Source organism: Actinomyces sp. oral taxon 180 str. F0310 (genome assembly GCF_000185285.1).
Lineage (GTDB): Bacteria > Actinomycetota > Actinomycetes > Actinomycetales > Actinomycetaceae > Pauljensenia.
The window spans coordinates 130,676-156,978 of sequence record NZ_GL622194.1; the positions used below are offsets into that span (position 1 = coordinate 130,676).

Genomic DNA, 26,303 nt, shown 5'->3' on the forward strand with positions numbered 1-26,303 from the left:
CCCTCCCGCCACACGATCGCGGCCCCGAACTCGTCATGATGAACGAGGCCGGGATCGAGTTGCGTGAAGAACCCGACTAGTCGCGGCTGGCACGACCGGCGGCGAACGCACCGAGGAGGGCGAGGAGGACGGCCACCCCCGCCACGGGCAGCGGAATCCAATACGTCAGACGATAGGCGAACTCCATGATGCCGGCGATCGCCATCACCGCCAGAAGAAACAGGTGGAAGGCGCGCGACCAGCGGAATCCGCCCGATTCTGCGCTCCATAGGGAGGCGAGCGTTATCAGTAGAAACACAAACGCCACCGTGTAGAGAGTGCCCACCATGCCCGTCTGCCACGTGTGCCGGGCCTCCGCCTGCACGAGGACGCACAGGCTCAGGTTGCCGACGGCGGCGAGGAGGCCGACCGGCAGGCCGAAGGCACGTGGCCGCCGCGCCGCGCGGGCCATCAGAGCCACCGCGGTCACAACCGCGGCGACGCCGAGGAGTCCGACGACCAGGAGGTGGACCCACGCGGGCCAGTAGAACGTGTAGCCGATGGAGCGATACGCCGCTTGCACGGGTCTCATCCTAGACGCCGCTAGGCGCCCGCGGCGTCGCGCGCCGCTTCCTTGGCGAGGACCTCGGCGAGGTACTGCCCGGTGAAGGAGTCCTCTACCGTTGCGACCTCTTCGGGTGTTCCCTGTGCGACGACGGTTCCGCCACCGGCGCCCCCCTCGGGCCCCATGTCAATGACCCAGTCCGCGCTCTTGATGACGTCCAGGTTGTGCTCGATGACGATCACGGTGTTGCCCTTGTCAGCGAGGGACTGCAGGACGAGCAGGAGCTTTCGGATGTCCTCGGAGTGCAGTCCCGTCGTCGGCTCGTCGAGCACGTAGACGGTGCGTCCGGTCGAGCGCCGCTGCAGCTCCGACGCCAGTTTCACGCGCTGCGCCTCGCCTCCCGACAGGGTGGTCGCGCTCTGCCCGAGCCGCACGTATCCCAGGCCAACCTCCACGAGCGTGTTCAGGTGACGAGCGATGCGCGAGATCGGGGCAAAGAACTGCGCGGCCTCGGCGATCGGCATGTCGAGCACGTCCGCGACGGTCTTGCCCTTGTACTCCACTTCCAGGGTCTCGCGATTGTAGCGTGCGCCGTGGCACACCTCGCAGGGCACGTACACGTCGGGCAGGAAGTTCATCTCGATCTTGAGGGTGCCGTCACCCTTGCAGGATTCGCAGCGACCTCCCTTGACGTTGAAGGAGAAACGGCCGGGACCGTAGCCGCGGACCTTGGCTTCCTGCGTCTCGGCAAAGAGCTTGCGGATCTGGTCCCACACACCCGTGTAGGTCGCCGGATTCGACCGGGGCGTGCGACCAATCGGGCTCTGGTCGACGTGCACGACCTTGTCCAGCTGCTCGATTCCGGTGATCGTGCGGTGGCGGCCGGGCACCGTGCGCGCGCCGTTGAGGCGCGACGCGAGGGTGCGGTACAGGATCTGATTGACGAGGGTGGACTTGCCCGACCCGGACACGCCGGTCACGGCTGTGAGAACGCCGAGCGGGAAGGACACGTCCACCCCCTTGAGGTTGTGTTCGCGAGCTCCCTTGACGGTGACGACGCGCTTCCTATCCACCGGTCGGCGGCTCGGCGGCACGATGATGCGCCGCTTGCCGGCCAGGTACTGCCCGGTCAGGGACTTGCTGTTGTTCTTCAGCTCCGACAGCGGCCCCGAGTGGACGACCCAGCCACCGGTCTCCCCGGCACCCGGGCCGATGTCGACGATCCAGTCGGCGGCCTCCATCGTCTCCTCGTCGTGCTCGACGACGATGAGGGTGTTGCCCAGGTCGCGCAGGCGCTCCAGGGTGGCAATAAGCCTGCGGTTGTCGCGCTGGTGCAGCCCGATCGAGGGCTCGTCGAGGACGTAGAGGACGCCGACGAGGCCCGAGCCGATTTGCGTGGCCAGTCGAATGCGCTGCGCTTCGCCGCCCGAGAGCGTGCCGGCCCCGCGCGAGAGCGTCAGGTAGGTCAGGCCGACGTCCACGAGGAAGGCCAGGCGGGCCTCGATCTCGCTGAGGATGGGGGCGGCGATAGAGCGGGCACGGCGCTCAAGCTCGACGTGCGCGAGGAATGCACGCGCGTCCGCGATCGACATGTCGGAGAGCTCGGCGATCGACAAGCCGCCGATGCGCACGGCCAGGACTTCCGGCTTCAGCCGCGCCCCGTGGCAGGTCGGGCATGGGGTCTCGCGCATGTAGGAGTCGAGTTTCTCGCTGACCGCGGCGGACTCCGTCTCGTTTCGCTTGCGTTCGATGTAGTTGATCGCGCCTTCGAAGCCCGTCGTGTAGGAGCGTTCCCTGCCCCACCGGTTGCGGAACTTGACGCTCACCTCGTAGTCCTTACCGTACAGGATCGCGTCCTTGACCTTCTTCGGCAGGTTCTTCCACGGGGTGCCCAGAGCGAATCCGAGTTCCTTGGACAGGGCTTCCAGGAGCTTCATGTGGTAGCGGTTGTTGGAGGTCCATGGGATGACCGCACCCTCGGCGAGGGAAAGCTCCTCATCGGGGACGACCAGCTCTGGGTCGACCTCGAGGCGGAAGCCCAGGCCGGTGCAATCCGGGCACGCACCGTAGGGCGCGTTGAAGGAGAACGTCCGCGGCTCGATCTCGTCGAGGGCGAGCGGGTGGTCGTTGGGGCACGCGCGCTTTTCGGAGAATCGGCGTCGCCGATCCGGGTCGTCAGCGTCCAGGTCGACGCAGTCGATGACGACGAGGCCATCGGAGAGCCGCAGCGCGGTCTCAACCGAGTCGGTGAGGCGCTGACGCATGCCCTCGCGCACCACGAGGCGGTCGATGACGACCTCAATCGTGTGCTTGAGTTTCTTCTCCAGCTTCGGCGCATTCTCCAATCGCACGGCCTCACCGTCGATGATCGCGCGCGTGTATCCGTCCGATCTGAGTTCGTCGATGAGGTCCTGGTACTCGCCTTTGCGCCCGCGCACGACGGGCGAGAGGACCTGGAAACGCGTCCCCTCCTCCATGGTTCGCACGCGATCGACGATCTGCTGGGGGGTTTGGGCCTGGATGCGCGCGCCGCACTCGGGGCAGTGGGCGACACCCGCGCGCGCGTACAGAAGGCGCAGGTAGTCGTGAATCTCGGTGATCGTGCCCACCGTGGATCGCGGGTTGCGCGACGTGGACTTCTGGTCAATGGAGACGGCGGGTGAGAGGCCTTCGATGAAGTCGACGTCCGGCTTGTCCATCTGTCCGAGGAACTGGCGGGCGTAGGAGGAAAGGGACTCGACGTAGCGGCGCTGCCCCTCGGCGAAGATCGTGTCGAAAGCCAGCGAGGACTTGCCCGATCCGGACAGCCCCGTGAAAACGATCATGGCGTCGCGGGGAAGTTCGAGGTTCACGTCCTTCAGGTTGTGTTCCCGGGCTCCCTGGATGATTAGCTTGTCATGCATCCCTCGATCCTATCGCCCGCCTAGGAAATTGAGCGGATGAGGGTTAGGGTTGGTGCTATGGCATTCTACGCAGTTGAGTACGTGTACAACCCGGCGATGACCGAGACGATGGTCGAGGTCCGCCCCACCCACCGAGCCTTCCTATCCGACCTGCTGGGCCGCGGTGTCAACGTCGCGTCGGGCCCGCTCGTCGGCGAGGTGCCCGGCGCCCTGATTCTCATCAGCGCCGAGAACCAGGACGAGGTCGAGCGGATCCTCAACGAGGATCCCTTCTACGTCGCCGAGGTCATCCAGGCGCGCCTGATTCGCGAGTGGAACCCCGTCATTCGCACGTTCTGAATCCCAATACGTGTGTGAGGCCGCCCCGGGCAAAGACCCGGGGCGGCCTCGCGCTGCCGTCGTGGCCTAGGGCTGAAGCGACCGGGCGAACTGGCGGGCGTAGAAGAGGCGCTGCGCGACCTCGATGAGCGCGCACGCGCACGCGCCGACGGTGATGATGACAAGCCACTCGTGTGCGTTGGGCGCAACCATCGAGAAGAAGTGACGCACGGGTGGGATGAATACGCCGCCCACGGTCGCGGTGATGACGCCGGCCAGGAGCACCCACTTCCACAGGGAGAAGGGGCGGGACGTGATGACGAGAAGCCAGATCGCCCCCAGCATGAGCGAGAGGATCGCCGCCGTCGACTCGCGCGCCTGCGGTGGGCCGTCAACGATACCAAACGCGACGAGCGCGGCGGCCGCCAAGATGGCTCCCGTCGGCATCGCCAGGGACAGCGTTCGCTTGAGGAACCCGGGAACGTACCTGCGCGGATTGGGCCACAGGGCCAGGAAGAACGCGGGGATGCCAATCGTGAGGGAGTCGATGTAGCTGAACTGGCGCGGCAGGAAGGGATAGCGCCAGCCGACGAGAGCCGTAACGATGACAAGCACGGCCGCGTAGGTGGTTTTCGCCAGGAACAGCGACGACACGCGCTCCATGTTCGCGATGATGCGTCGGCCTTCCGACAGGACGCCGGGCAGGACCGAGAACTTGGAGTCCACGAGGACGATCTGGGCGAGTGCCTTCGTGGCCTGCGTTCCGTTGCCCATCGCGATGCCCAGGTCCGCGTCCTTGAGCGCAAGGGCGTCGTTCACGCCGTCACCGGTCATGGCGACGCAGTGCTCGCGCGCCTGCAGTGCTCCCACCATCGCGCGCTTCTGCTCGGGGGTCACGCGGCCGAACACGTCGTGGTTCTCGATGGCATCGATAAACGCCTCCGAGGTCAGGTCCTCGGGAAGGTCGCGCGCGTCCATGAGGCGAGCGGGCGAGCCGTCGGGCGCGGTCAGGCCGGCCTGCGCGGCCAGCGCGCCGACGGTCGTCGGGTTGTCGCCGGAGATGACGCGCACGTGCACGCCTTGGGAGCGGAAGTAGTCGAGCGTCTCGGCCGCGTCGGGTCGGAGGTCCTCCTCGAGCACGACGAGCGCGGCCACTTCCCGGCGCGCCGGCAGCTCGTCGTCGACGATGGCCTCATCGGCGCGCACGAGGGCAACCACACGCGAACCCTCCTGTGCGACGGCACGCACCCTGGCCAGCAGGTCCACGTTCGCCGCCGCGGCCTCGTCGATGACGAACTCGGGTGCGCCCAGGATCCAGGTGTCGGCACCCCCACCCCACGCGCTCCACTTGCGGGCGGACGAGAAAGGGACCGACCACTCGATGCGCTGCGCCGCGCCCGCGCGCTGCTCGTCGCTCAAATGCTCCCAGATCGCCTCGGCCGTCGCGTTGGTGCGATCACTCGCACAGCTCGCGAGGGCGCACAACACGGAGGATTCCTGGCCCGACACCACCTCGACGCCGCGAACGCGGATGCCGCCGGTGGTCAGCGTGCCCGTCTTGTCCAGGCACAGGCAGTCAACGCGCGCGAGCACCTCGACGGCGGGGAGCTCCTGGACGAGCACGCCGCGGCGGGCGAGCGTCGCCGATCCGATCGCGAAGTTCATGGAGGTGAGCAGGACGAGGCCCTGAGGAATCATGCCGATGACGGATGCGACGGAGAGGACGAGCGCCTCACGCCAGTCTCCCCCGTCGCCTCCCGCCACGCGGTTCTGCGAGTAGAACGTCAGGACGACGACGGGAAGCAGCATGATGGACACGACCTGCAGCACCCGGTTGATCGACACCTGGATCTCCGAGACCGTGCGCGTGAACGCTCGAGCCTGCTCCGACAGCCCCTGCGCGTAGACGCGCTCGCCGACGGCCGTGGCGACCATGCGCCCTGAGCCGGCGACGACGCTCGTGCCGGCCAGCAGCTGGTCGCCCTGCTTCTTCTTCACGGGACGAGACTCCCCCGTCAGCAGGGATTCGTCGATCTCGAGGCCGACCGCGCTCAACACGGTTCCGTCCACGCTCACCTGGTCTCCCAGCGTCAGGTCGATGACGTCATCAAGCACGACGTCGCGTGCGGGCACGACGGACAGCGTGCCACCGCGTAGCACGGTCGCCTGCGGCGCATCCACGATCGCCAGCGAATCCAGCGTGCGCTTGGCGCGCAGCTCCGAGACGATGCCGATGACCGCGTTGATGATCATGACGCCACCGAAGATGCCGTCGCGCAGGTCACCGAAGAGAAGCACGATGACGGACGCCGCGACGATGATCGCGTTGAAGAGAGTCAGGACGTTCTCGCGGATAATCGAGGTCACCGAGCGGGAGGTGCGATCCTTCACCCGGTTGACGGCGCCGCGCGCGACGCGCTCGGCCACCTCCGCAGCGCTCAGGCCACGCTCGTCGATACTCACCCTGTCAACGCTCACCGGCGTCCTCCTCGTCCATAGCGCTGCGGATCAGCGACGCAACAACGGTGAGTCCCAGGGTCACGACGATGACCCCAAGCGACACCGATACGGAAATCTCCGGAGCCCACCCCACGCCCCGACCACCGTTAATAAACGGCAGGGTGTTGGAGTGCAGCGCCTCGAGGATCAGCTTGACTCCGATGAAGCTGAGGATGACGCCCAGGCCGTATCCCAGGTAGACGAGCTTGGAGAGAAGAGCGTCCACGAGGAAGAACAGCTGACGGAGCCCCATGAGGGCGAAGACGTTGCACGCGAAGACGAGAAAGGCCTGCGAGGTGATGCCAAAGATCGCTGGAATCGAGTCGAACGCGAACATGAGGTCCGCCGATCCCAGCGCCAGCACGACCACAAACAGCGGGGTCAGGTAGGTGTGGCCGCCGTGGCGGTAGAGCAGCCGGTTGCCGATGAAACCGTCGGTGATCGGAAGAACGCGACGCACGGCGCGGATAATAGCATTATCCTCGTACTCCCCCTCCTCGCTCCCGCCGCTCGCCGTCTCCTTGATCTGGGAGAATGCCGTCCACAGCAGCCACACCCCGAAGATGAAGAAGACCCAGGAGAAGCGAGACACGAGCGCTGCGCCGAGGAGGATGAACACGAGACGCAGCGCCAGCGCGATGACGATGCCGAGCAGCAGCGCCTTCTGCTGGTTTTCACGCGGCACCCGAAACGCCTTGAGGATCAGAATGAACACGAAGAGGTTGTCGACCGACAGGGACCATTCCATCACCCACCCCGCGTAGAACTCCTGGGCGTAGAGCCACCCGTTCGTGAGCCACAGGCCGACGCCGAACAGGCCGGAGAGGCCGACGTAGAAGAGCGTCCAGCGAGCCGCCTCGGAAGCGGTGGGGGGATGGGGGTTGCGCGCGTGCCCAAGAAAATCAAGAACGACGAGGCCCAGTGCAACCAGGCCGAGAACCCCCCAGGCCCACGGGTGAACAACCATCGCAACCTCTCAACTAGCCGACCGTGGTATTTTAGCGCCCCCGCGCTGGGGCATCCTCACCACCGCGCGCCCGGGAGACGAGAAGGGATGCCGCGACCGTGATGAGGATCGTCACGACGATGAAGCCCAGGGAGAAGGCGATGCCCGGCTCCGGCACAATCGCGACCTCGCGGCCCCCGTTGATGAAGAACAGCTCGTTCGTGTGCAGCGCGTGGTTGATGAGCTTGAAGCCGATGAATCCGAGGATCGCGGCCAGCCCGTAGTGCAGGAACACGATGCGGTCGAGCAGGCCGTCGATGAGGAAGTACAGCTGGCGCAGCCCGAGCAGGGAGAACGCGTTGGCGGCGAACACGAGGTATGCCTCGGAGGTGAGCGAGTAGATCGCGGGGATCGAGTCGACCGCGAACATCACGTCGGCCGTGCCGATGGCCAGAACGCACAGGAGGAGCGGCGTGATGTAGGTGCGCCCGCCGTGGCGATAGAGTATCCGGGATCCGACGAATCCGTCGGTGACGGGCACAATCCGCGACACCGCGCGCACGATCGACGGCGGGCGGTACTCCTCCTCGTCGTCCTCATTCCCCGCGCCCTCGCGGACCTGGCTTATCGCAGTCCACGCCAGCCACAGGCCGAAGATGTAGAACACCCAGGAGAAGTTCTCGATGAGGGCGGCGCCGGCGAGGATGAAGAGCAGACGCAGGATCAGGGCGATGACGATGCCCGCCAGCAGGACCTCCTGCTGGTTCTTGCGCGGGACACGGAAGGTGGACAAGATGATGACGAAGACGAAGAGGTTGTCGATGCTCAGGGCCTTCTCCGTGATGTATCCGCCCAGATACTCCTGCCCGTACTGGGGTCCCCAGACCGCCCACACGATGGCGCCGAAGACGAGGGCGATCACGATGTAGGCGATCGACCAGGATGCGGCTTCCTTGAGCGTGGGTTCGTGGGGGGTACGGACGTGGCCGACGATGTCGACAACGATCATGGTGACAATAATGGCTGCGAGGATGATCCAGGCGAGCGCGTGCACGTGCATACGTGGGGCCTCCGGTACGAGTCGGGTACCGGAGGTCTCCTCCCGCCAGTGTTCTGGCCGGTGACGCCGGAGGCCACGCCCCGAGGGCTGGCCGTCGTGGTGACGACGCCACTGTTGGTGTGAGTACTCCCCTCCGCTAACGCCTCCATCCTAGTCGGGTCTCGGGGCCCGCGCCCAGTTCGTCGCGAGTGTCATCGGTCGCGTCGGACGAATGACGAGGCATCGGCCCCCGCACGCCCTAGTGCGCGCGCTTCATGGCGCGCAGTTCCTTCTTCAGGTCCTCGATCTCGTCGCGCAGGCGGGCGGCCACCTCGAATTGCAGGTGCTCCGCCGCCGTCATCATCTGCGCGGAGAGTTCTTCGATGAGGTCGGCCAGCTCCGATTCGGCACGCGCACCCAGGCTGTGCGCGCCCCCGGCGCCTACCGCGCGGGATTCGCCGCGCTCCTTCGCGCTCTTCTCCTTGCGGTAGCCGCCTTCGAGCAGGGTTTGGGTGTCCACCTGTTCTCGGGCGAGCATGTCAGTCACGTCGGAGATCTTCTTGCGCAGGGGCTGCGGGTCGATCCCGTGTTCCTCGTTGTAGGCAATCTGGATCTCGCGGCGGCGCATCGTCTCGGAGATGGCCTCGCGCATCGAGTCGGTGATGTTGTCGGCATACATGTGGACTTCTCCGGACACGTTTCGCGCGGCGCGGCCGATCGTCTGGATGAGGGAACGGGTGGAGCGCAGGAAACCCTCCTTGTCGGCGTCGAGAATGGAGACGAGCGAGACCTCGGGCAGGTCCAGGCCCTCGCGCAGGAGGTTGATGCCGACGAGGACGTCAAAGGTGCCCAGGCGCAGCTCGCGCAGCAGCTCCACGCGGCGCAGCGTGTCGACGTCGGAGTGCAGGTACTCGACCTTGACTCCCCGCTCGGCAAGGTAGGTGGTGAGTTCCTCGGCCATCTTCTTGGTCAGGGTCGTCACGAGGACGCGCTCGTCGCGTTCGACGCGCAGGCGCACCTGTTCGAGGAGGTCGTCGATCTGTCCCTGCGTCGGCTTGACGACGACAAGCGGGTCGACGAGGCCCGTGGGTCGGATGATCTGCTCGACCACCCCGTCGGAGCGGTCAAGCTCGTAGGGACCCGGCGTCGCGGACAGGTAGACGGTCTGGCCGATGCGCGCGGTGAACTCGTCCCACTTCAGCGGACGGTTGTCCATCGCGGAGGGCAGGCGGAAACCGTAGTCGACGAGGGTTCGCTTGCGGGACATGTCTCCTTCGAACATCGCGCCGATCTGCGGGACGGTCACGTGGGACTCGTCAATGATGAGGAGGAAGTCCTCGGGGAAGTAGTCGAGAAGCGTGTGCGGGGGTGTTCCGGGACCTCGCCCGTCGATGTGCCGTGAGTAGTTTTCGACCCCCGAGCACGATCCGATCTCCTTGAGCATCTCCAGATCGAAGGTGGTGCGCATGCGCAGGCGTTGTTCCTCGACCAGCTTGTTCTGGGCGTGCAGCCACGCCAGGCGTTCCTCGAGCTCGTCCTCGATGGAGGCGATGGCCTTCTTCATGCGTTCCTCACCCGCCACGTAGTGGGATGCGGGGAAGAGGTAGGTGTGCTCGACCTCGGAGATGACGTCACCGGTGAGCGGGTGGAGCACGGCGAGGGAGTCGATCTCGTCGCCGAACATCTCGATGCGAATGGCGAGTTCCTCGTAGACGGGAATGATCTCGATCGTGTCACCGCGCACGCGGAAGGTGCCGCGCGTGAAGGCCATGTCGTTGCGCACGTACTGCATGGCGACGAACCTGCGGAGCAGGGCGTCGCGATCCACGACCATGCCACGGCTCAGCTCGATCATTCGCGCCACGTACTCTTCGGGTGTTCCCAGACCGTAGATGCACGAGACCGAGGAGACGACGACCGTGTCTCTCCTGGTGAGCAGGGAGTTGGTGGCGCTGTGACGCAGGCGTTCCACCTCGTCGTTGATGGAGGAATCCTTCTCGATGAACGTGTCCGTCTGCGGCACGTACGCCTCGGGCTGGTAGTAGTCGTAGTAGGACACGAAGTACTCGACGGCATTGCTCGGCAGGAGCGCACGGAACTCGGCCGCGAGCTGCGCGGCGAGGGTCTTGTTGGGTTCCAGGATGAGCGCCGGGCGCTGCAGCTCCTCGATGAGCCACGCCGTGGTGGCGCTCTTTCCCGTGCCCGTCGCGCCCATGAGGACGACGTCCTGTTCGCCGTCGCGGATGCGCGCGGCCAGCTCGCGGATTGCCTTGGGTTGATCGCCCGACGGCGTGTAAGGGGAAATGACCTCGAAGGGCTTGTTCTGGCGCGTCACGACGTTAGTGCTCACGCCCCAACGCTACCTCCCTGGCACGTCGAGCGCCCGCATAAGGCGGCAGGGTTCGCGGCGAGCGTGGAGCTCCCCGGCCTCCTCACTCAACAGCCGGCGCGTCGGGCATCAGCCAGCGGTCGTGGACGAGGCGAGCGACCTTTGCGAGGTCGGCGGCGCTTCCCTCGTTGTCGATCCAGATCGAGGCAATGGCTCGCCTACGATCGGACGAGGCCTGGGCGCGAATGCGAGCGCGCGCATCCTCGGGCCTCACCCCCCGTCCCGCCAGGCGCACAACCCTCACGTCCTCGGGCGCGTCGATCATGATGACCGCGTCGAAGCGGCCGGCGTCTTCGGGCGCAACGAGCAGCGGCACGTCGTAGACGGCGAGCGAGCCGTCCGGAGCACTTCCGAGGATCTGCCTGGCACGTTCTCCGATCACAGGGTGCGTGATGGCGTTGAGCTCCTCCACCCGAGCCTCACCCTCCTCGGGGGAGAAGACACGGGAAGCAAGGAGCGCGCGATCAAGGCTCCCATCGGGAAGAATCAGATCGCGCCCGAAGCGGCGTGCCACTCGCTCCAGGGTCTCGCTTCCCGGCGCGAGAACGTCCCGAGCGATAGCGTCCGCATCGGCAACGAAACCACCGAGCGACGCCAGGACGCGCGTCAGCGTCGACTTGCCCGACCCTATTCCGCCGCTGACGGCAACCACTCGAGCCGGCCCGTTCACCCGGCGTTTCCGGGTGGGGCGAAGCAGGCGGGCGGCGCAGCCACCGCAGGTCAGGGTATCGTTCACGTCTCCACCCTAGCCGCTGACGTGTTGCGTGTGCACACCCCCGTGACACAATGGCACTGTTCATCCCGACACCAACGAGCGAGTAGCAGTGCCTCAGACAGTCAACGACGCCTCCGGGCAACGATCAAGCAGCGCCGTCCTCATTGCGACCTCACTGACCCTGTTCTCGATGTTCTTCGGCGCGGGTAACCTGATCTTCCCGCCGATCATGGGCGCGTCGGCAGGCACGAACGTCGCGCCCGCCATGACCGGCTTCCTCATCGGTGGCGTCGCCCTGCCCGTCATCTCGATCATCACGATCGCCCTGTCGGGCACCGACATGCGCGACCTCGTCAACCGTGCGGGAAAGTCCTTCGGTCTCGTCTTCTCCGTCATGGTCTACCTCTCGATCGGCGCCTTCTATGCGCTGCCGCGTACCGGCGCCGTGTCCTTTTCAACGGCGGTCGCACCCATCATCGGCACGAAGTCACTGACCGCGTCGATCCTCTTCAGCCTTGTCTTCTTTGGCGTCGCCTTCTACCTATGCTGGAATCCTGGCACAATCATCGACAGCCTCGGCAAGGTCCTTACCCCCATCCTGCTCGGCCTCCTCGTCCTCCTGGTCTTCTTGTGCCTCGCGTCCCTGCCTGCCTCCCACGACGCCCCCACCGGAGAGTATTCGGCTACTCCCCTGGCCGCCGGCCTGTTGGAGGGATACATGACGATGGACTCGATCGCCGCCCTAGCCTTCGGCATCATCGTCGTTACGTCGCTCGGGCACACGGGCGGCGGCATCGGCGCGAAGGTCGTGCGACGCACCTCCACGGCGGCCATCATCGCTGGGTCGCTGCTCGCCGTCGTGTACGTGGGCCTGGGTCTCATCGGCCACGTCATCCCCAATGCCCAGAGCTACGGCGACGGCGCCACCCTCCTCGCCGACGCCGCCCAGATGACGATGGGTTGGCCCGGACAGATCGTTTTCGGGCTCATCGTGCTGACGGCATGCATGACGACGGCGGTCGGCTTGATCACGGCGACGTCGGAGTTCTTCCACCGCCTGCGCCCGGCCATCTCCTACCGCACGTGGATGATCGTCTTCACGATCATCTCCTTCGCGCTGGCCTCCGCCGGACTTGACTCGGTGCTCGCCATCGCGGTACCGATCATCACGTTCCTGTACCCCATCGCAATCACCGTCGTGTTCATAACGATCGCGACCCATCCGCTGCGCCTGACCACCCCGGCACTGTGGACCTTCCGTCTGGGGTCGTGGATGGCGGCGGCGTGGTCGGCGGCGACGACGCTCGCGCACGTCGGTGTCGCCACGGAGGGAATTAGCTCCGTTCTCATGTGGAGCCCACTTCAAGCGAACCAGCTCGGCTGGATCCTCCCCACGCTCATCGCTGCGCTGATCGGTGCGTGCATCGACGTGGCTGCGATGAGGCACACGGCTGCCTGAGCGACGCATCCGCTGGTGGCCCGCTCGGCTTTGCGCCTCGCACATGGGGAACTGCACGTCCCCAATGTACGGGGAAATGTACGGGGATATGAGTGGTGGCCCCCAGGAAAACCCGGGAGCCACCACTTATGCGTTCACTGTCGTGAACTGAGAAGTTGAAGGTCGTCTGACAGACCGGCTCAGTTGTTCGTCAGCTTCTCACGCAGCGCGGCGAGGGCCTCGTCGGAAGCCAGGGTGCCCTCGTTGTCGACCGGGGTCGAGTAGGAGGCCTGCTCCTCGATGGAGGGAGCCGCTTCGGCGTCCTCTTCGAGGGCCTTGCGAACCTGAGCCTTGTGGGCCTCCCAGCGGGCCTGAGCCTCGGCGTACTGGGCCTCCCATGCCTCGCGCTGAGCGTCGAAGCCTTCCATCCACTCCTGGGTCTCGGGATCGAAGCCCTCAGGGTACTTGTAGTTGCCGTTCTCGTCGTACTCGGCGGCCATACCGTACAGCGACGGATCGAACTCGTCGGAGTTCGGATCCACGCCCTCGTTGGCCTGCTTGAGGGACAGCGAGATGCGGCGGCGCTCCAGGTCGATGTCGATGACCTTGACGAAGACCTCTTCGCCGACCTTGACGACCTGGTCCGGCAGCTCGACGTGACGCTGAGCCAGCTCGGAGATGTGCACGAGGCCCTCGATGCCGTCCTCGACTCGCACGAACGCGCCGAAGGGGACGAGCTTGGTGACCTTGCCGGGCACAACCTGGCCGATGGCGTGCGTGCGGGCGAATGCCTGCCACGGGTCTTCCTGGGTGGCCTTCAGCGACAGGGAGACGCGCTCGCGATCCATGTCGACGTCGAGAACCTCGACCGTGACCTCGTTGCCGACCTCGACGACCTCGGACGGGTGATCAATGTGCTTCCAAGAAAGCTCGGAGACGTGAACCAGGCCGTCCACCCCGCCCAGATCAACGAAGGCGCCGAAGTTGACGATGGAGGAGACAACGCCGGAACGCACCTGGCCCTTCTGCAGGGTGTGCAGGAAGTTCGTGCGGACCTCGGACTGGGTCTGCTCGAGCCACGCGCGGCGGGACAGGACCACGTTGTTGCGGTTCTTGTCGAGTTCGATGATCTTCGCCTCGATCTCGCGGCCGATGTAGGGGGCGAGGTCGCGGACGCGACGCATCTCGACGAGGGAGGCGGGCAGGAAGCCGCGCAGGCCGATATCGAGGATCAGGCCGCCCTTGACGACCTCGATGACGGTGCCGGTCACGACGCCGTCCTCTTCCTTGACCTTCTCGATCTTGCCCCACGCACGCTCGTACTGCGCACGCTTCTTCGACAGGAGGAGGCGACCTTCCTTGTCTTCCTTCTGGAGGACGAGCGCCTCGATCTGGTCGCCCACGGCGACGACGTCCTCGGGGTTGACGTCATGCTTGATCGAGAGCTCGCGAGAGAGGATGACACCCTCGGTCTTGTAGCCGATGTCAAGGAGGACCTCGTCGTGGTCGACCTTGACGACAGTGCCCTCGACGATGTCGCCATCGTTGAAGTACTTGATGGTCTCGTCAATGGCTGCGATCAGGTCTGCTTCCGAACCAATGTCGTTGATAGCGACCTGCGGCGTGTTGGTGGTCATGTAGTAGTTTCTCCGAAACGGAATGGATAGTAGATGGACAGTTCCAGCGCCCCGGTCGCGTGCGGATGCACCCGTCCCACAGGCACTGCCGCCCAGTCTAGCAGTTTCAACGCGGCAAATGTGACGAATTTAGCGCCACTTTACGTGGCGTGCGTCGCGAAGTTCACCCTAGTGGGCAGCCAGCTGCCACGACGCTCCGACACCGACGGCCACGTCGAGCGGCACCGAGAGGGCGACGGCCCCTTCCATGCGCTCGCGCACCAGCTTCTCCGCCACATCGGCTTCACCCGGGGCGATCTCGAGGAGTAGTTCGTCGTGGATCTGCACGAGGAGCCTCGTGGCAAGTCCCTCGTTTGCCAGCGCCGACGCCACGTTCATCATCGCGATCTTGACGATGTCGGCGGCGCTTCCCTGAATGGGTGCGTTCAGGGCCGCACGCTCGGCCATCTCACGTCGCTGCCGATTCGACGACCGCAGGTCCGGGAGGTAGCGGCGTCGTCCGAACATCGTCTCGGTGTACCCGTCGGCTCGGGCCTGTGCGACCAGGCCCTCAAGATAGTCGCGCACCTTCCCGAAGCGTTCGAAGTATCGGTCGCGCAAAGCGGCGGCCTCCGGGACCGCGATGCCGAGCTGGGCGGCCAGGCCATAGGAGGAGAGCCCATAGGCAAGGCCGTAGGAGGTGGCCTTGATCCGAGAACGTTCCTCCCCGCTCACCTGCTCGACCGGCGTACCGAAGACCATGGAGGCCATGGTCCTGTGCAGGTCCTCGCCCGAGTTAAAAGCCTCGATGAGAGCCTCGTCGCCCGACAGGTGCGCCATGAGTCGCATTTCGATCTGAGAGTAGTCGGCGCTCATGAGCGAGGCGTAGCCCGGCCCGGGAGTGAAGGCTCCGCGAATGCGCATGCCGTCGGGGCTGCGCGCGGGAATGTTCTGCAGATTCGGGTCCGAGGAGGCCAGGCGGCCGGTCGCGGCGGCAACCTGCGAGAAGGTCGTGTGGATGCGCTCGTCGGCACCGACGGTGGCAATTAGGGAGTCGACCATCTGCTTGAGCTTGATGCGGTCGCGGTGGGCGAGCAGGTAGCCGAGGAAGCGGTGCCCCGCTCCCCCGCTGGCCTCGGTCTTCGCCCACAGGTCGGCGAGGGCCTCGGCGTTCGTTGTGTAGCCGGTCTTCGTTTTCTTGGTCTTGGGCAGCGCGAAGTGGTCGAAGAGAAGCTCTTGAAGCTGTTTCGGGCTCGATAGGTTCACCTCGCGTCCGGCGGCCTCCCAGGCCCCGCGGCGCGCCTTCTCGACGTCTGCGCCGAGTTCTGCCGAGAGGTCGCTCAGCACCCCGGTGTCCACGCCGATCCCGGTTGCCTCCATGTCCCCCAGGAGCCGGGCCAGCGGCATCTCCATATCGCTCAGGAGGCCCAGCTCCTTGCTTTCCTCGAGCGTGCGGCGCAACCGCTCAGCGAGCGGGATCAGTTGAGCGGCGATGCGGCCGGCTCGCATTTCGGCGCCCGTGGGGCCCTCCTCGCTCTCGTCCATGTCGAAGAGCGCTCCCTCATCCGCCGCCTCGCTCACCTCGATGCCGAGGATGCGCGCCACGACGTCCGTGAGCTTGTGAGAGCGTTGGTCCGGGTGAGCAAGATAGGCCGCGAGCATCGTGTCGAAGGCAACCTCCCCGAGGGTCCAGCCTCGCGACGCAAGCGCGTGGCGAACTCCCTTGGCGTCGTGGACAACCAGCCGGGTTGAGGCCAGCGCCTCGGCAACGGCTCGGTCCTGTGCGGGGGTGAGCTCAGTCGGGTCGAGGACGAGGGCCTGCTTGTCGGTGGCGAATACGAGGCGCGTCACCTCGCCGCGGGTCGGTCGCATGTCGCCCTCGACCAGGAGGGCGAGGCGGGCACGCTCGTTCAGCCACCGGCTCACGTCGCTCGACGGATCAGCGAGGCAAACGTCGACCTGCTGCTCCTCGGCAACGGCGTCCGTGGCCTCCTCCGGCTCGCCTTGTCCCATGCCGACGCCCGACACCTCGCGCACCTTGGCGCGCAGCCGACCAAACTCAAGCGCATCAAAGAGACGATCGACCGCCGCGACATCGGTGGCGCGCCGCACCAGATCGGCGCGAGTCAGGCCGAGGTCCATGTCCGTGACGAGCCTGTTCAAGCGTCGGTTGCGCACGACGTCATCCGTGTGCTCGCGCAGGGCAGCCCCGCGCTTGCCCCCGATTTCGTGAGCGCGTTCCAGGAGGTTGTCGAGGCCATCGAAGCGATTGATCCACTGGGCCGCGGTCTTGGGGCCGACCCCGGGCACGCCCGGCAGGTTGTCGGAGGTCTCGCCGACGATCGCCGCGATCTCGGGGTAGCGATGCGGAGGCACCCCATACTTGGCCTCGATGGCTTCGGGAGTCATGCGCCGCAGGTCCCCGGGCCCTGTCCCCGGGTAGAGCACGGTGACGTTCTGGGTCACCGTTTGGAAGGTGTCGCGGTCGCCGGAGACGACCAGCACCGAAGCACCCTCGTGACCTGCTTGGTAGGCCAGCGTCGCCAGGATGTCGTCGGCCTCGAATCCCTCTCGAGACAGCGCCACGATCCCCATCGCGTCCAAGACCTCGCGTATGAGTTCCACCTGCCCCTTAAACTCTTCCGGCGTCGCATCCCGGGTTCCCTTGTATTCCGGGTACTCCTCGGTGCGGAATGAGTGCCTGGACACATCGAATGCCACGGCGACATGGGTCGGCTTCTCTGTCTCGAGCAACCTGGCGAGCATTGATACGAAGCCGTAAACCGCGTTCGTATGCTGGCCGGTGGCCGTCACGAAGTTTTCGGGCGGAAGCGCATAGAAGGCGCGAAACGCCATCGAATGACCATCAATAATCAGCACGGTATCGCTCACACATGACACCCTAGATGCCATGACACACCTTGACCAGACGACACACGCCCACGGCGCATCACCCGATCCTCTCGCTCACGGCGGGTGGGTGGGGGCCCACTGGCCGGGCACCCTCATGGAGGCCACGGGCATGGAAGTGCTTGAACACACGGCCGCGCGCACCGTCATCTCGATGCCCATTGACGGCAACCGGCAGAGCGCCGGGATCCTGCACGGCGGCGCTTCCGCGGCGCTGGCTGAGACGGCCGCCTCCTTCGCGGCACAGATTCATGCCCGCGAGACCAACCCCGGTAAGCCGGCCTTCGCCGTGGGCACCGAGCTGAATGCGTCCCACATCGGCGCCGGCCGCGAGGGGACCGTCACGGCGACCGCGACCGCGGTCCACCTCGGCCGTTCCTCCACGGTGCACACCGTTGAGATTCGCGACGAGGCCGACAGGCTCATCTCGGTCGCGCGGGTCACCAATCGAATCCTGGTGCGCCCACGTCACAAGTAGGTGCGCGCACACGCGCAGCCCACGAATGCGGTGGCGGGCAGGAGCACCCCGCTCCTGCCCGCCACCGCATCCACGATTCAGTCGTCAACCTGGTTGATGACCGCGTCGGCCACCTCCCGCATCGACAGGCGCCGATCCATCGAGGTCTTCTGGATCCAGCGGAAAGCCTCGGGTTCGCTCATACCCATGTTCTTCATGAGCAGACCCTTCGCCCGGTCAACCCGCTTGCGCGTCTCAAAACGATCGCTCAGATCGGCGATCTGATCCTCGAGCGACTCGATCTCCGCGTGACGCGAGAGGGCAATCTCGACGGCGGGAATCAGGTCGGAGGGGCTAAAGGGCTTGACCACGTAGGCCATCGCGCCGGCGTCGCGGGCACGCTCGACAAGCTCAGTCTGCGAGAATGCCGTCAGCATGACAACCGCGCACGACAGCTCCTGCAGAATCTTCTCCGCCGCGGTGATGCCATCCATCTTCGGCATCTTGACATCCATCACACACAGGTCTGGTTCGAGCTCCAACGCCAGCTCGACGGCTTCCTCACCGTCGGCCGCTTCGCCGACGACTTCAAACCCCGCCTGGGTGAGCGTCTCAACGATATCGAGACGGATCAGCCCCTCGTCCTCCGCGACGAGGACGCGACGCGGTTCAGCCTGCTCTTCACTCATTGTCATATTCCTCAGTTTGATCGGTTTGCCCAGCTGCTCTATTGTGGGTCTCGCACACGCGAATGCCCCGATAGCCCAACTGGCAGAGGCGGTCGGCTCAAACCCGGCTTGTTGTGGGTTCGAATCCCACTCGGGGTACCACCACTGGAGTACGTTTCCCATGGTACCGGTAATCCCGCGCAAACGCGATGCACGGTCCGCTCAGAGATCGGCGTGTCTGGGAATGGACGAGGGGGCGGCAAGCATTGCTTGTCGCCCCCCTTCCGCTATTCAGGCCACGACGCTCAGTTCGAGGCCGAGGTACTCGGCTGCCGCGCCCCTCAGGGCAGGCTCGTCAAGGTCGGCAATCGCCTGCTTGACCCTCGAATCGTGACAGTCAGCAAACCAGGGCCCGACGGCCGAAGAGAGCTGAGCAACCTCCAGGTTGTTGGCCACACGACCAAACAGCGTGTCGTGGACCGACACGGTCCGAATATCCCTATTCATTTCTCCTCCATCTATCTCACTGGCGCGCCGGGGAATGTGCTTGGATCGCACAGGCATCCCTGAAGCGCACCGGGCAGCAACCTGCTGCAGCGTCGCTCCGTCGTTGGGGCGACGTCCACACGTATCAACGTGTATCCGTGTACATTATTCCATCCGTGCAGGTTTGTCCACACGAGCCTCGTCAACGCAACAATGAGCGGGGGTGCCGACTCCCGCCGACACCCCCGAATGCTGCTCTCACGCGTGACGCAGACCGCCGATCGCGTAATCTGCTTCGTCGCCAACCTCGTGAATACGCAGCATGTTCGACGACCCAGGGATGCCCGGCGGCATGCCGGCGACGATGACGAGCTGCTCACCGATGTCGGCAAGGCGAGAGGACTGCACCACCTGGTCAAGCTGCCAGACCATGTCGTCCGTGTGCTGAACCTCGGGCACCCGGTATGTCTGGATGCCCCACGACAGAGCGAGGCGGCGACGCGTCGTTTCCAAAGGAGTGAAGGCGAGCATGGGAATCGGGCGTCGCATGCGCGACAGGAGGCGCGCCGAGGTGCCCGACTGCGTGAAAGTCACGAGGTAGCGGGCGTCCATGTGTTCGGCGATGCGCGCGGCGGCATCACAGATGACACCCGCGCGATCGGAAGCGAAATAGCCCGGGATCGACGCGATGCGCTCCCCGCCGTTCTCTTCCGTGGACTCAATGATCGCCGCCATCGTGCGGACGGTCTCAATCGGGTAGGCGCCCACCGACGTTTCGCCGGACAACATGACGGCATCCGCACCATCAAGGATCGCGTTCGCACAGTCCGAGGCCTCGGCGCGGGTCGGGCGCGGATTCTTGATCATCGAATCCATGACCTGGGTGGCAACGATGACGGGCTTCGCCGCGATCCGCGCCAGCTCGATCGCACGCTTTTGGACGAGCGGCACGGCCTCGAGGGGCATCTCGACGCCGAGGTCGCCACGGGCGACCATGATGCCATCGAAGGCCTCAACGATCTCTTCGAGCGCTTCCACGGCCTGAGGCTTCTCGATCTTGGCGATGACGGGGATTCGCTTGCCCATCTCGTCCATAATCTCGTGAACGTCGTCGATGTCGTGGGCGGAGCGAACGAAGGACAGGGCGATGAAGTCAGCGTCCATCTGAATGGCCCAGCGAAGGTCCTCCTTGTCCTTCTCCGACAGGGCGGGCACGGAAACCGCGACGCCCGGCAGGTTCAGTCCCTTGTGATCGGAGACGACTCCGGGGACCTCAACGCGGGTGACGACGTCGGTGTCGCTGACCTCAACCACGCGCACCGCGACGTTTCCGTCGTCGATCAGCAGGCGGTCGCCGGGTGCACAGTCGCCGGGCAGGCCCTTGAACGTCGTTCCCACCAGTTCCTTGGTGCCGGGAACGTCGCGGATTGTGATCGTGAAGGTATCCCCCGCCTTGAGTTCCTGGGGCCCGTCCTGGAAGGTCTCCAGCCGAATCTTGGGTCCTTGAAGGTCAACGAGGACTGCAACGGCGCGGCCCGATGTCGCGGACGCCTTCCGAACTCGCGAGATGACAGCCTCATGCTCCTCGGCTTTTCCGTGCGACCGGTTGATGCGCGCAACATCCATTCCGGCATCAACGAGCGCCTGGAGCTGCTCGGGGGAATCGGTGGCAGGTCCAATGGTGCAGACAATTTTAGCTCGACGCATAGTATCGATTCTAGCGCCCAGACCTCAAACGCTCGCGGGGGCGCTCCCACGGGTCGGCGTGATGATTCCCATGAACCATCAGATTCCGGGACCTTCGACTTCCATGAGTGGCCAACCTGCGCTCGCCTACTCGCTGTCTTGCTCCTGCCGGGCACCGTCCGAGGAGGCCTGAGCCTCCTCGTTCACGCAGTTCTCCTCGCCGTTTTCGTCCTGCTCATTCCTCTCCCCCGCGGGTGCCTCGACGCGACTCGACCTACCCAGACGCCCGGCAATAACGAAGAGCACAGCCCCGACAGCGAAGACGAGGAGAGAAGTCCACACGTTCAGGCGCAGGCCACCAAACGTGTGGGCATCGTCAATGCGTAGCATCTCGATCCAGGCTCGCCCGAGGGTGTAGGCCATGAGGTAAAGGCCGAAGACCTGCCCGCCCGCGAAGCGGCGGCGCCGATCAAGCCACACGATCAGCGCAGCGGCCGCAAGGTTCCACAGGCACTCGTAAAGGAAGGCGGGATGAAAGAGGGTCCCGGGAGCGTAGCCGGCGGGCAGGTGGGCGGCGTCAATCTGCAGCCCCCACGGAAGCGTCGTCGGGCCACCGAAGAGCTCCTGATTGAACCAATTCCCCCAACGGCCGATCGCCTGGGCGACCAGGAGTGCGGGGGCGAGCGAGTCGGCAATGGGGCCGAAGCGCACGCCGGCGCGCTTGACGGCGAGGAACGCACCCAGCGCCCCGGCGCCGACGCCTCCCCAGATCCCCAATCCGCCGCGCCAGATCTGGGGGATGAGCCACGGGTCGCCACCCGGCCCGAAGTATGCCTCCGGTGACGTGATCACGTGGTAGAGGCGTGCCCCGATGATCCCGATCGGGATCGCCCACATGGCCACGTCGTAGAGGACGTCCGGATCGCCGCCGCGCGCGCGATAGCGTCGCGCCGTCCACCACACGCCGACGATCATGCCGACCGCGATGACGATCCCGTATGCCCGCAGGGGAATCGGACCGAGGTACCACACGCCCGTCGACGGGGAGGGAATGCCCGAGGCGGCCAGGAGGTTCACGCGCGCGCTCCCTTCACGCCCGACGCCAGCTCGCGTGCCAGCCCCCCGAGGGCACGCAGGCCTCGCTCACCGTCGTCGTCGAACAGAGTCTTGACGAGGGCCGAACCGACGATCACGCCATCAGCGTACGCCCCGATCTCGCGGGCTTGGGAACCGTTGGAGACGCCCAGCCCGACGCACACCCGCGTTGCGCCGGCTTGCCGCGTGCGGGCCACCACGTCGGCGGTGTGCGCCCCGACCGAGGCGCGGGCGCCGGTCACCCCCATCGACGAGGCGGCGTAGACCCATCCGCGCGAATGCTCAGCGATCAGGCGGAGGCGATGGGAAGGCGAGGAGGGCGCGCTCAGGTAGATGCGCTCCAAGTCGTGAGCATCGGAGGCCGCCTCCCACTGCGTCCCCTCCTCCGGAGGCAGGTCCGGCGTGATGAGACCGGAGCCTCCGACCGCAGCCAGGTCGGCGGCGAAGCGTTCGACGCCCCACCATTCGACGGGGTTCCAGTAGGTCATGACGCACGTGGCCACGCCGTAGCTGGTGAGTTCATCAACGGCGTGAAACAGGTCCTCAATGTGCGTGCCACGCTCCAGCGCCGCGACACTCGCCCGCTGAATCGTTGGCCCATCCATGCCCGGATCGGAATAGGGGAAGCCCAGCTCGATCACGTCGACGCCGTTGTCCGCCAGGACCTTCCCCGCGTGGATCGAGGCATCAACCGACGGGAAGCCGACGGGAAGGTAGCCGATGAGAGCGGCATCGCCGCGCTCCTTCGCCGCGTCAATGACCGCGGACGAACGAGGTGCTCGCGTCATGTTACTTCTCCTCTTCGCTCTCAAGCACGGCGACGCCGGTCGGTCCCGCGCTCGGGTCGATGATCTGCAGCTTCGCGCGCCCGTAGCCAAACCAGCGTGCGGCGGTGTCCACGTCCTTGTCGCCGCGCCCCGACACCGTCACGATAGCGATCGGTTCCTCGCCGGGATGGAAGGGACCTGCGGCCTCGACCCGTTCGAGGGCCCACCTGCGTACGCCCGCCAGGGCGTGCGAGGACTCGATGGCCGGGATGATGCCCTCGGAGCGCGACAGCCTCAGGAAGGCGTCCATGGCCTCGGCATCCGAGACCGGGATATAGGACGCACGGCCCGAACGCGCCAACCACGCGTGCTGGGGTCCAACCCCCGGGTAGTCCAGGCCGGCAGAAATGGAGTGTGACGCCTTGGTTTGTCCGTCGCGTTCCTGCAGAACGAACGTGCGCGAGCCGTGCAAAACCCCGACCTGATCGGCCGTAATCGAGGCGGCGTGGCGTCCCGTCTCGAAGCCATCACCGGCAGCCTCACACCCCAGCAGTTCAACGCTCGGATCGTCGATGAAAGCAGTGAAGGAGCCGATCGCGTTGGATCCGCCACCCACGCATGCAACCACGACGTCGGGCAGGCGCCCCTCGGTGGCGAGAAGCTGAGCGCGAGCCTCGTCGCCGATGACGCGCTGTAGGTCGCGCACCAGCTCCGGGAAGGGGTGCGGCCCCGCGGCCGTTCCGAAAATGTAGTTGGTCGTCTCCGCGTTGGTCACCCAGTCCCGGAATGCCTCGTTGATGGCGTCTTTGAGGGTCGCTGATCCGGCGGTCACGGCGATGACCTCCGCCCCGAGCATCTGCATGCGCGCAACGTTCAGCGCCTGCCGCTCCGTGTCCTCGCGCCCCATGTAGATCGTGCATTCGAGCCCGAGGAGGGCAGCAGCCGTGGCGGTGGCAACGCCGTGCTGTCCGGCGCCTGTCTCAGCGATGACGCGCGTCTTTCCGATCTCCTTGGTCAGCAGGGCCTGGCCGAGAACGTTGTTGATCTTGTGCGAGCCGGTGTGGTTGAGATCCTCGCGCTTGAGGAACACCCGGACCCCGCCCAGATCCGAGGCAAAGCGGGGCGCTTCGGTCAGCAGCGAGGGCCGACCCGCGTAGTTCGCCAGGAGGTCACGAAGCCGACGCTGAAAGGACCGATCGCGCCACAGGCGCTTCCACGCCACCTCGACCTCCTCGAGGGGACCCATGAGCGACTCCGCAACGAAACGCCCGCCAAAGTCCCCGAAGTACGGCCCCGACACGAAGTTATCGGCTTCCATCACTGTCCTTCCTGACGCGCCGCAGCGACGCGCGCCTTGCGATCCGTTCGCAGGGCGGGGTGCTGCCCGGCGCTCACCATGTCCTGAATGCTTGAGCGCGGATCACCGGAGGTCACGAGCGCCTCCCCCACGAGCACCGCGTCCGCCCCCCACTTCGCGTACTCGAAGACGTCGTGCGCGGTGGCCACACCCGACTCCGCGACGGCCACGACCTCCTGAGGAATCACGTCGATGACCTGCTCAACGGTGGAACGATCAACCTCGAGGGTCTTCAGGTTGCGGGCGTTGACACCGATAATCGAGGCTCCCGCATCGAGCGCGCGCAGTGCCTCCAAACGCGAATGGGTTTCGACGAGAGCTTCCATGCCAAGCGAGCGCGTGCGTTCCAGGAGCGAGACGAGCACGTTCTGTTCGAGCGCTGCGACGATTAGCAGGACAAGGTCGGCGCCGTGAGCGCGCGCCTCGTGAATCTGGTAGGGCGTGACGATGAAGTCCTTGCGCAGTACGGGAATGTCCACGGCCGCGCGGACGGCGTCAAGATCGGCGAGGGATCCGCCGAAGCGGCGTTGCTCCGTCAGAACGGAGACGACCGAGGCACCCCCGGCCTCGTACAGGGATGCGAGGGCAGCGGGATCGGGAATCGCCGCGAGCCTTCCCTTCGACGGCGAGGAGCGCTTGACCTCGGAGATGATCTTGACGGCGCCGTCGCGGCCACGCAGTGCACCCAGCGCATCCTTCGCCTCGGGAACGGTCGCCTCGATCTCCTTGAGGCTGCTCAGGGGGAGGCGATCCTCGCGCTCTTTCAGATCCTCGCGGACCCCCACAATGATGTCATTGAGAACGCTCACGACGCTACCCTTTCACCAGCAACTACGACAACACAGACAAGGCTAGCGAATATCGGGCTTGCCCCGCTTGATCGTCCCGCCGTGCGTGTCACGACAGGGGAACCAACGTCGATGCCCGCACGACGGCCTCGAGAGCTGCGGCGGCTTTGTTTCGCGACTCCTCGTACTCCAGTGCCGGCACCGAGTCGGCGACGAGTCCTGCGCCCGCCTGGACCGACGCCACCCCGTTCCTCAGGGCGGCCGTCCGAATCGCGATCGCCAAGTCGGCGTCCCCCGACAGGTCGAAGTAGCCCACCACGCCGCCGTAGACCCCGCGCGCGGCCGGTTCGAAGTCGTCGATCAGCTGGATCGCGCGCGGCTTGGGGGCTCCCGACAGGGTTCCGGCGGGGAAGGTCGCAACCAGCGCGTCGAGGGCGTCCACGTCCGGGCGCATCACGCCGGTCACGGTCGAGGAAATGTGCTGGATGTGAGAGAAACGTTTGAGCTCCATCAGCGTGGAAACCTCAACCGAGGCCGGCTCGCACACCTTGGACAGGTCGTTGCGTGCCAGGTCCACGAGCATGACGTGCTCCGACAGCTCCTTGGGATCCTCCAGCAGTTCCGCCGCCAGCCGATGATCCTCGGAAGAATCCGCGCCCCGCGGGCGGGAACCGGCGATCGGATAGGTCCACACGCGACGCCTCTCGGCTCGAACGAGCGTTTCCGGGGACGAGCCGACGACCTCGAAGTGGCCACCGACGCCGTCGGGCAGGTCCAGAAAGTACATGTAGGGCGACGGGTTGATCGTGCGCAGCACCCGGTATACGTCGATGCCGCTGGCGCGGGTCGCCACATCGAGACGCTGCGAGACGACTATCTGGAAGGCATCGCCCTCCCTGATCGCGCGCTTGGCCGCGTTGACCGACGATTCGAAGTCCTCGCGCGCGGTGCGCTGGCGAACCTGAGGAGGATTGTCCCCGCTGGCACCGAGCACCGCCGGAGGGAAGGGCGCCGCGAGCTGAGCCGTCATCGCGTCGAGACGGTCGATCGCGCGATCGTAGGCCACGTCCACGCCGTCGTCCGAGCCGTTAAGGTTCCACGCGATCGCCATCAGATACACGGAGCCGGTGGCGTGGTCGATGGCCGCGACCTCGGTAGCGAGCACCAGTGCGGCGTCCGGAATATCGGATTCCCTGGGAGCAGTCGCCACCAGGGTGGGCTCCCACTCGGGGATAATCCCCCACCCGAGCGACCCGACGAGCGCACCGCTCAGTGGCGGCATCCCCTCGATAGCCGGAGCTGCGAGCTCCTCGAGCGCCGAGTGAACAACCTCGAGAAAGCTCCCCTCACGTAGGGCTCCCTCGGGATGGGCACCCACCCACTGCGCCCGGCCGTCACGGGCCACGATCGCTCCGGCACTCGAGGCGCCGACGAAGGACCAGCGTCCCCAGGATCCGCCGTGTTCGGCGGACTCGAGGATAAAGCTCCCGTAGTCTCCATGGGCAAGCTGGCGGTAGACACCGACCGCGCTGAGCTCGTCGGCGAGCACCCGCCGAACGACGGGGATCACGCGCCGCGAGCACGCAAGGGAACGAAAGACATCGCGCGGCGGCCACGTCTGTCCCCATTCGAGGCTCACGGGCTCACACTGATGCGAAGGCGTCAAGGTACTCACGGTCTCA

The 26,303-nt window shown here is 65.9% G+C and carries 20 protein-coding genes and 1 tRNA gene; 4 read left to right on the top strand and 17 right to left on the bottom strand.

Annotated features, from left to right (window positions below; genetic code table 11):
* Positions 1-76: 76 nt before the first annotated feature.
* Together HMPREF9006_RS00615 and uvrA are read right to left on the bottom strand one after the other, a co-directional pair.
* Positions 77-571, bottom strand: a complete 495-nt coding sequence (locus HMPREF9006_RS00615) for a hypothetical protein (protein WP_009211588.1) — start codon at positions 569-571, stop codon at positions 77-79.
* A gap of 11 nt (positions 572-582) precedes the next feature.
* A complete protein-coding gene (gene uvrA, locus HMPREF9006_RS00620; RefSeq protein WP_009211589.1) occupies positions 583-3,447 on the bottom strand; it encodes an excinuclease ABC subunit UvrA in 2,865 nt (954 codons plus the stop codon).
* Between the two features lie 57 nt (positions 3,448-3,504).
* On the opposite strand from uvrA, the gene HMPREF9006_RS00625 reads away from it, so the two are divergent.
* Complete coding sequence (locus HMPREF9006_RS00625) at positions 3,505-3,786, top strand: YciI family protein (protein WP_009211590.1); 282 nt, start codon at positions 3,505-3,507, stop codon at positions 3,784-3,786.
* Between the two features lie 66 nt (positions 3,787-3,852).
* Here HMPREF9006_RS00625 and HMPREF9006_RS00630 read toward each other — a convergent pair whose 3' ends face one another.
* The 5 genes from HMPREF9006_RS00630 to coaE all read right to left on the bottom strand — a co-directional run bounded on the left by HMPREF9006_RS00630 (position 3,853) and on the right by coaE (position 11,308).
* Positions 3,853-6,243, bottom strand: coding sequence for an HAD-IC family P-type ATPase (locus HMPREF9006_RS00630; protein WP_009211591.1), 2,391 nt, complete (start codon positions 6,241-6,243; stop codon positions 3,853-3,855).
* The gene (locus HMPREF9006_RS00635; RefSeq protein ID WP_009211592.1) at positions 6,233-7,231 is read right to left on the bottom strand and encodes a TerC/Alx family metal homeostasis membrane protein; all 999 of its coding nucleotides are present in this window, start codon (positions 7,229-7,231) and stop codon (positions 6,233-6,235) included. Before HMPREF9006_RS00635 ends, HMPREF9006_RS00630 begins: the two co-directional genes overlap by 11 nt.
* Positions 7,232-7,262: 31 nt before the next feature.
* Complete coding sequence (locus HMPREF9006_RS00640; protein WP_009211593.1) at positions 7,263-8,270, bottom strand: TerC family protein; 1,008 nt, start codon at positions 8,268-8,270, stop codon at positions 7,263-7,265.
* A gap of 238 nt (positions 8,271-8,508) precedes the next feature.
* Positions 8,509-10,599, bottom strand: coding sequence for an excinuclease ABC subunit UvrB (uvrB, locus tag HMPREF9006_RS00645; RefSeq protein ID WP_009211594.1), 2,091 nt, complete (start codon positions 10,597-10,599; stop codon positions 8,509-8,511).
* Positions 10,600-10,681: 82 nt separating this feature from the next.
* Positions 10,682-11,308, bottom strand: coding sequence for a dephospho-CoA kinase (gene coaE, locus HMPREF9006_RS00650; RefSeq protein WP_009211595.1), 627 nt, complete (start codon positions 11,306-11,308; stop codon positions 10,682-10,684).
* A 154-nt stretch (positions 11,309-11,462) separates the two neighbouring features.
* Between coaE and brnQ the strand changes: the two genes are divergently transcribed.
* Positions 11,463-12,812: a branched-chain amino acid transport system II carrier protein gene (gene brnQ / locus HMPREF9006_RS00655; protein WP_009211596.1), complete on the top strand. Its 1,350-nt coding sequence runs from the start codon at positions 11,463-11,465 to the stop codon at positions 12,810-12,812.
* Positions 12,813-12,991: 179 nt separating this feature from the next.
* On the opposite strand, the gene rpsA is transcribed toward brnQ, so the two are convergent.
* Positions 12,992-14,428, bottom strand: coding sequence for a 30S ribosomal protein S1 (rpsA, locus tag HMPREF9006_RS00660; protein WP_009211597.1), 1,437 nt, complete (start codon positions 14,426-14,428; stop codon positions 12,992-12,994).
* Between the two features lie 168 nt (positions 14,429-14,596).
* Positions 14,597-17,320: a DNA polymerase I gene (polA, locus tag HMPREF9006_RS00665; protein WP_193389655.1), complete on the bottom strand. Its 2,724-nt coding sequence runs from the start codon at positions 17,318-17,320 to the stop codon at positions 14,597-14,599.
* Between polA and HMPREF9006_RS00670 the strand changes: the two genes are divergently transcribed.
* Positions 17,319-17,795: a PaaI family thioesterase gene (locus HMPREF9006_RS00670; RefSeq protein ID WP_009211599.1), complete on the top strand. Its 477-nt coding sequence runs from the start codon at positions 17,319-17,321 to the stop codon at positions 17,793-17,795. The two genes, polA and HMPREF9006_RS00670, sit on opposite strands and share 2 nt — an antisense overlap.
* 77 nt (positions 17,796-17,872) lie before the next feature.
* On the opposite strand, the gene HMPREF9006_RS00675 is transcribed toward HMPREF9006_RS00670, so the two are convergent.
* Positions 17,873-18,463, bottom strand: coding sequence for an ANTAR domain-containing response regulator (locus HMPREF9006_RS00675; RefSeq protein WP_009211600.1), 591 nt, complete (start codon positions 18,461-18,463; stop codon positions 17,873-17,875).
* A 64-nt stretch (positions 18,464-18,527) separates the two neighbouring features.
* Between HMPREF9006_RS00675 and HMPREF9006_RS00680 the strand changes: the two genes are divergently transcribed.
* Positions 18,528-18,604, top strand: a tRNA-Leu gene (locus HMPREF9006_RS00680).
* Between the two features lie 129 nt (positions 18,605-18,733).
* On the opposite strand, the gene HMPREF9006_RS00685 is transcribed toward HMPREF9006_RS00680, so the two are convergent.
* The 7 genes from HMPREF9006_RS00685 to HMPREF9006_RS00715 form a co-directional block, all read right to left on the bottom strand.
* Entirely contained in the window at positions 18,734-18,949 is a 216-nt protein-coding gene (locus tag HMPREF9006_RS00685; RefSeq protein ID WP_009211601.1) for a hypothetical protein, read from the bottom strand.
* Between the two features lie 237 nt (positions 18,950-19,186).
* Complete coding sequence (gene pyk / locus HMPREF9006_RS00690) at positions 19,187-20,635, bottom strand: pyruvate kinase (RefSeq protein WP_009211602.1); 1,449 nt, start codon at positions 20,633-20,635, stop codon at positions 19,187-19,189.
* Positions 20,636-20,761: 126 nt separating this feature from the next.
* Positions 20,762-21,691, bottom strand: a complete 930-nt coding sequence (gene lgt, locus HMPREF9006_RS00695; protein WP_009211603.1) for a prolipoprotein diacylglyceryl transferase — start codon at positions 21,689-21,691, stop codon at positions 20,762-20,764.
* A complete protein-coding gene (trpA, locus tag HMPREF9006_RS00700; RefSeq protein ID WP_009211604.1) occupies positions 21,688-22,497 on the bottom strand; it encodes a tryptophan synthase subunit alpha in 810 nt (269 codons plus the stop codon). Before trpA ends, lgt begins: the two co-directional genes overlap by 4 nt.
* Position 22,498: 1 nt before the next feature.
* Positions 22,499-23,794, bottom strand: coding sequence for a tryptophan synthase subunit beta (gene trpB / locus HMPREF9006_RS00705; RefSeq protein WP_009211605.1), 1,296 nt, complete (start codon positions 23,792-23,794; stop codon positions 22,499-22,501).
* A complete protein-coding gene (gene trpC, locus HMPREF9006_RS00710) occupies positions 23,794-24,642 on the bottom strand; it encodes an indole-3-glycerol phosphate synthase TrpC (RefSeq protein WP_009211606.1) in 849 nt (282 codons plus the stop codon). Before trpC ends, trpB begins: the two co-directional genes overlap by 1 nt.
* 88 nt (positions 24,643-24,730) lie before the next feature.
* Positions 24,731-26,260 carry a chorismate-binding protein gene (locus HMPREF9006_RS00715; RefSeq protein ID WP_034230805.1) on the bottom strand — a complete coding sequence of 510 codons (1,530 nt, stop codon included), beginning with the start codon at positions 26,258-26,260 and terminating at the stop codon, positions 24,731-24,733.
* Between the last annotated feature and the right edge of the window lie 43 nt (positions 26,261-26,303).

What these genes read in the sequence shown, in the direction of transcription:
- rpsA (WP_009211597.1), bottom strand. Translation starts at nt 14,428, where the DNA reads ATGACCACCAACACGCCGCAGGTCGCTATCAACGACATTGGTTCGGAA.
- uvrA (WP_009211589.1), bottom strand. Translation starts at nt 3,447, where the DNA reads ATGCATGACAAGCTAATCATCCAGGGAGCCCGGGAACACAACCTGAAG.
- HMPREF9006_RS00635 (WP_009211592.1), bottom strand. Translation starts at nt 7,231, where the DNA reads ATGGTTGTTCACCCGTGGGCCTGGGGGGTTCTCGGCCTGGTTGCACTG.
- HMPREF9006_RS00625 (WP_009211590.1), top strand. Translation starts at nt 3,505, where the DNA reads ATGGCATTCTACGCAGTTGAGTACGTGTACAACCCGGCGATGACCGAG.
- HMPREF9006_RS00675 (WP_009211600.1), bottom strand. Translation starts at nt 18,463, where the DNA reads ATGAGTGAAGAGCAGGCTGAACCGCGTCGCGTCCTCGTCGCGGAGGAC.
- HMPREF9006_RS00640 (WP_009211593.1), bottom strand. Translation starts at nt 8,270, where the DNA reads ATGCACGTGCACGCGCTCGCCTGGATCATCCTCGCAGCCATTATTGTC.
- trpA (WP_009211604.1), bottom strand. Translation starts at nt 22,497, where the DNA reads ATGACGCGAGCACCTCGTTCGTCCGCGGTCATTGACGCGGCGAAGGAG.
- HMPREF9006_RS00670 (WP_009211599.1), top strand. Translation starts at nt 17,319, where the DNA reads ATGACACACCTTGACCAGACGACACACGCCCACGGCGCATCACCCGAT.
- trpB (WP_009211605.1), bottom strand. Translation starts at nt 23,794, where the DNA reads ATGGAAGCCGATAACTTCGTGTCGGGGCCGTACTTCGGGGACTTTGGC.
- pyk (WP_009211602.1), bottom strand. Translation starts at nt 20,635, where the DNA reads ATGCGTCGAGCTAAAATTGTCTGCACCATTGGACCTGCCACCGATTCC.
- HMPREF9006_RS00685 (WP_009211601.1), bottom strand. Translation starts at nt 18,949, where the DNA reads ATGAATAGGGATATTCGGACCGTGTCGGTCCACGACACGCTGTTTGGT.
- polA (WP_193389655.1), bottom strand. Translation starts at nt 17,320, where the DNA reads ATGGCATCTAGGGTGTCATGTGTGAGCGATACCGTGCTGATTATTGAT.
- HMPREF9006_RS00615 (WP_009211588.1), bottom strand. Translation starts at nt 571, where the DNA reads ATGAGACCCGTGCAAGCGGCGTATCGCTCCATCGGCTACACGTTCTAC.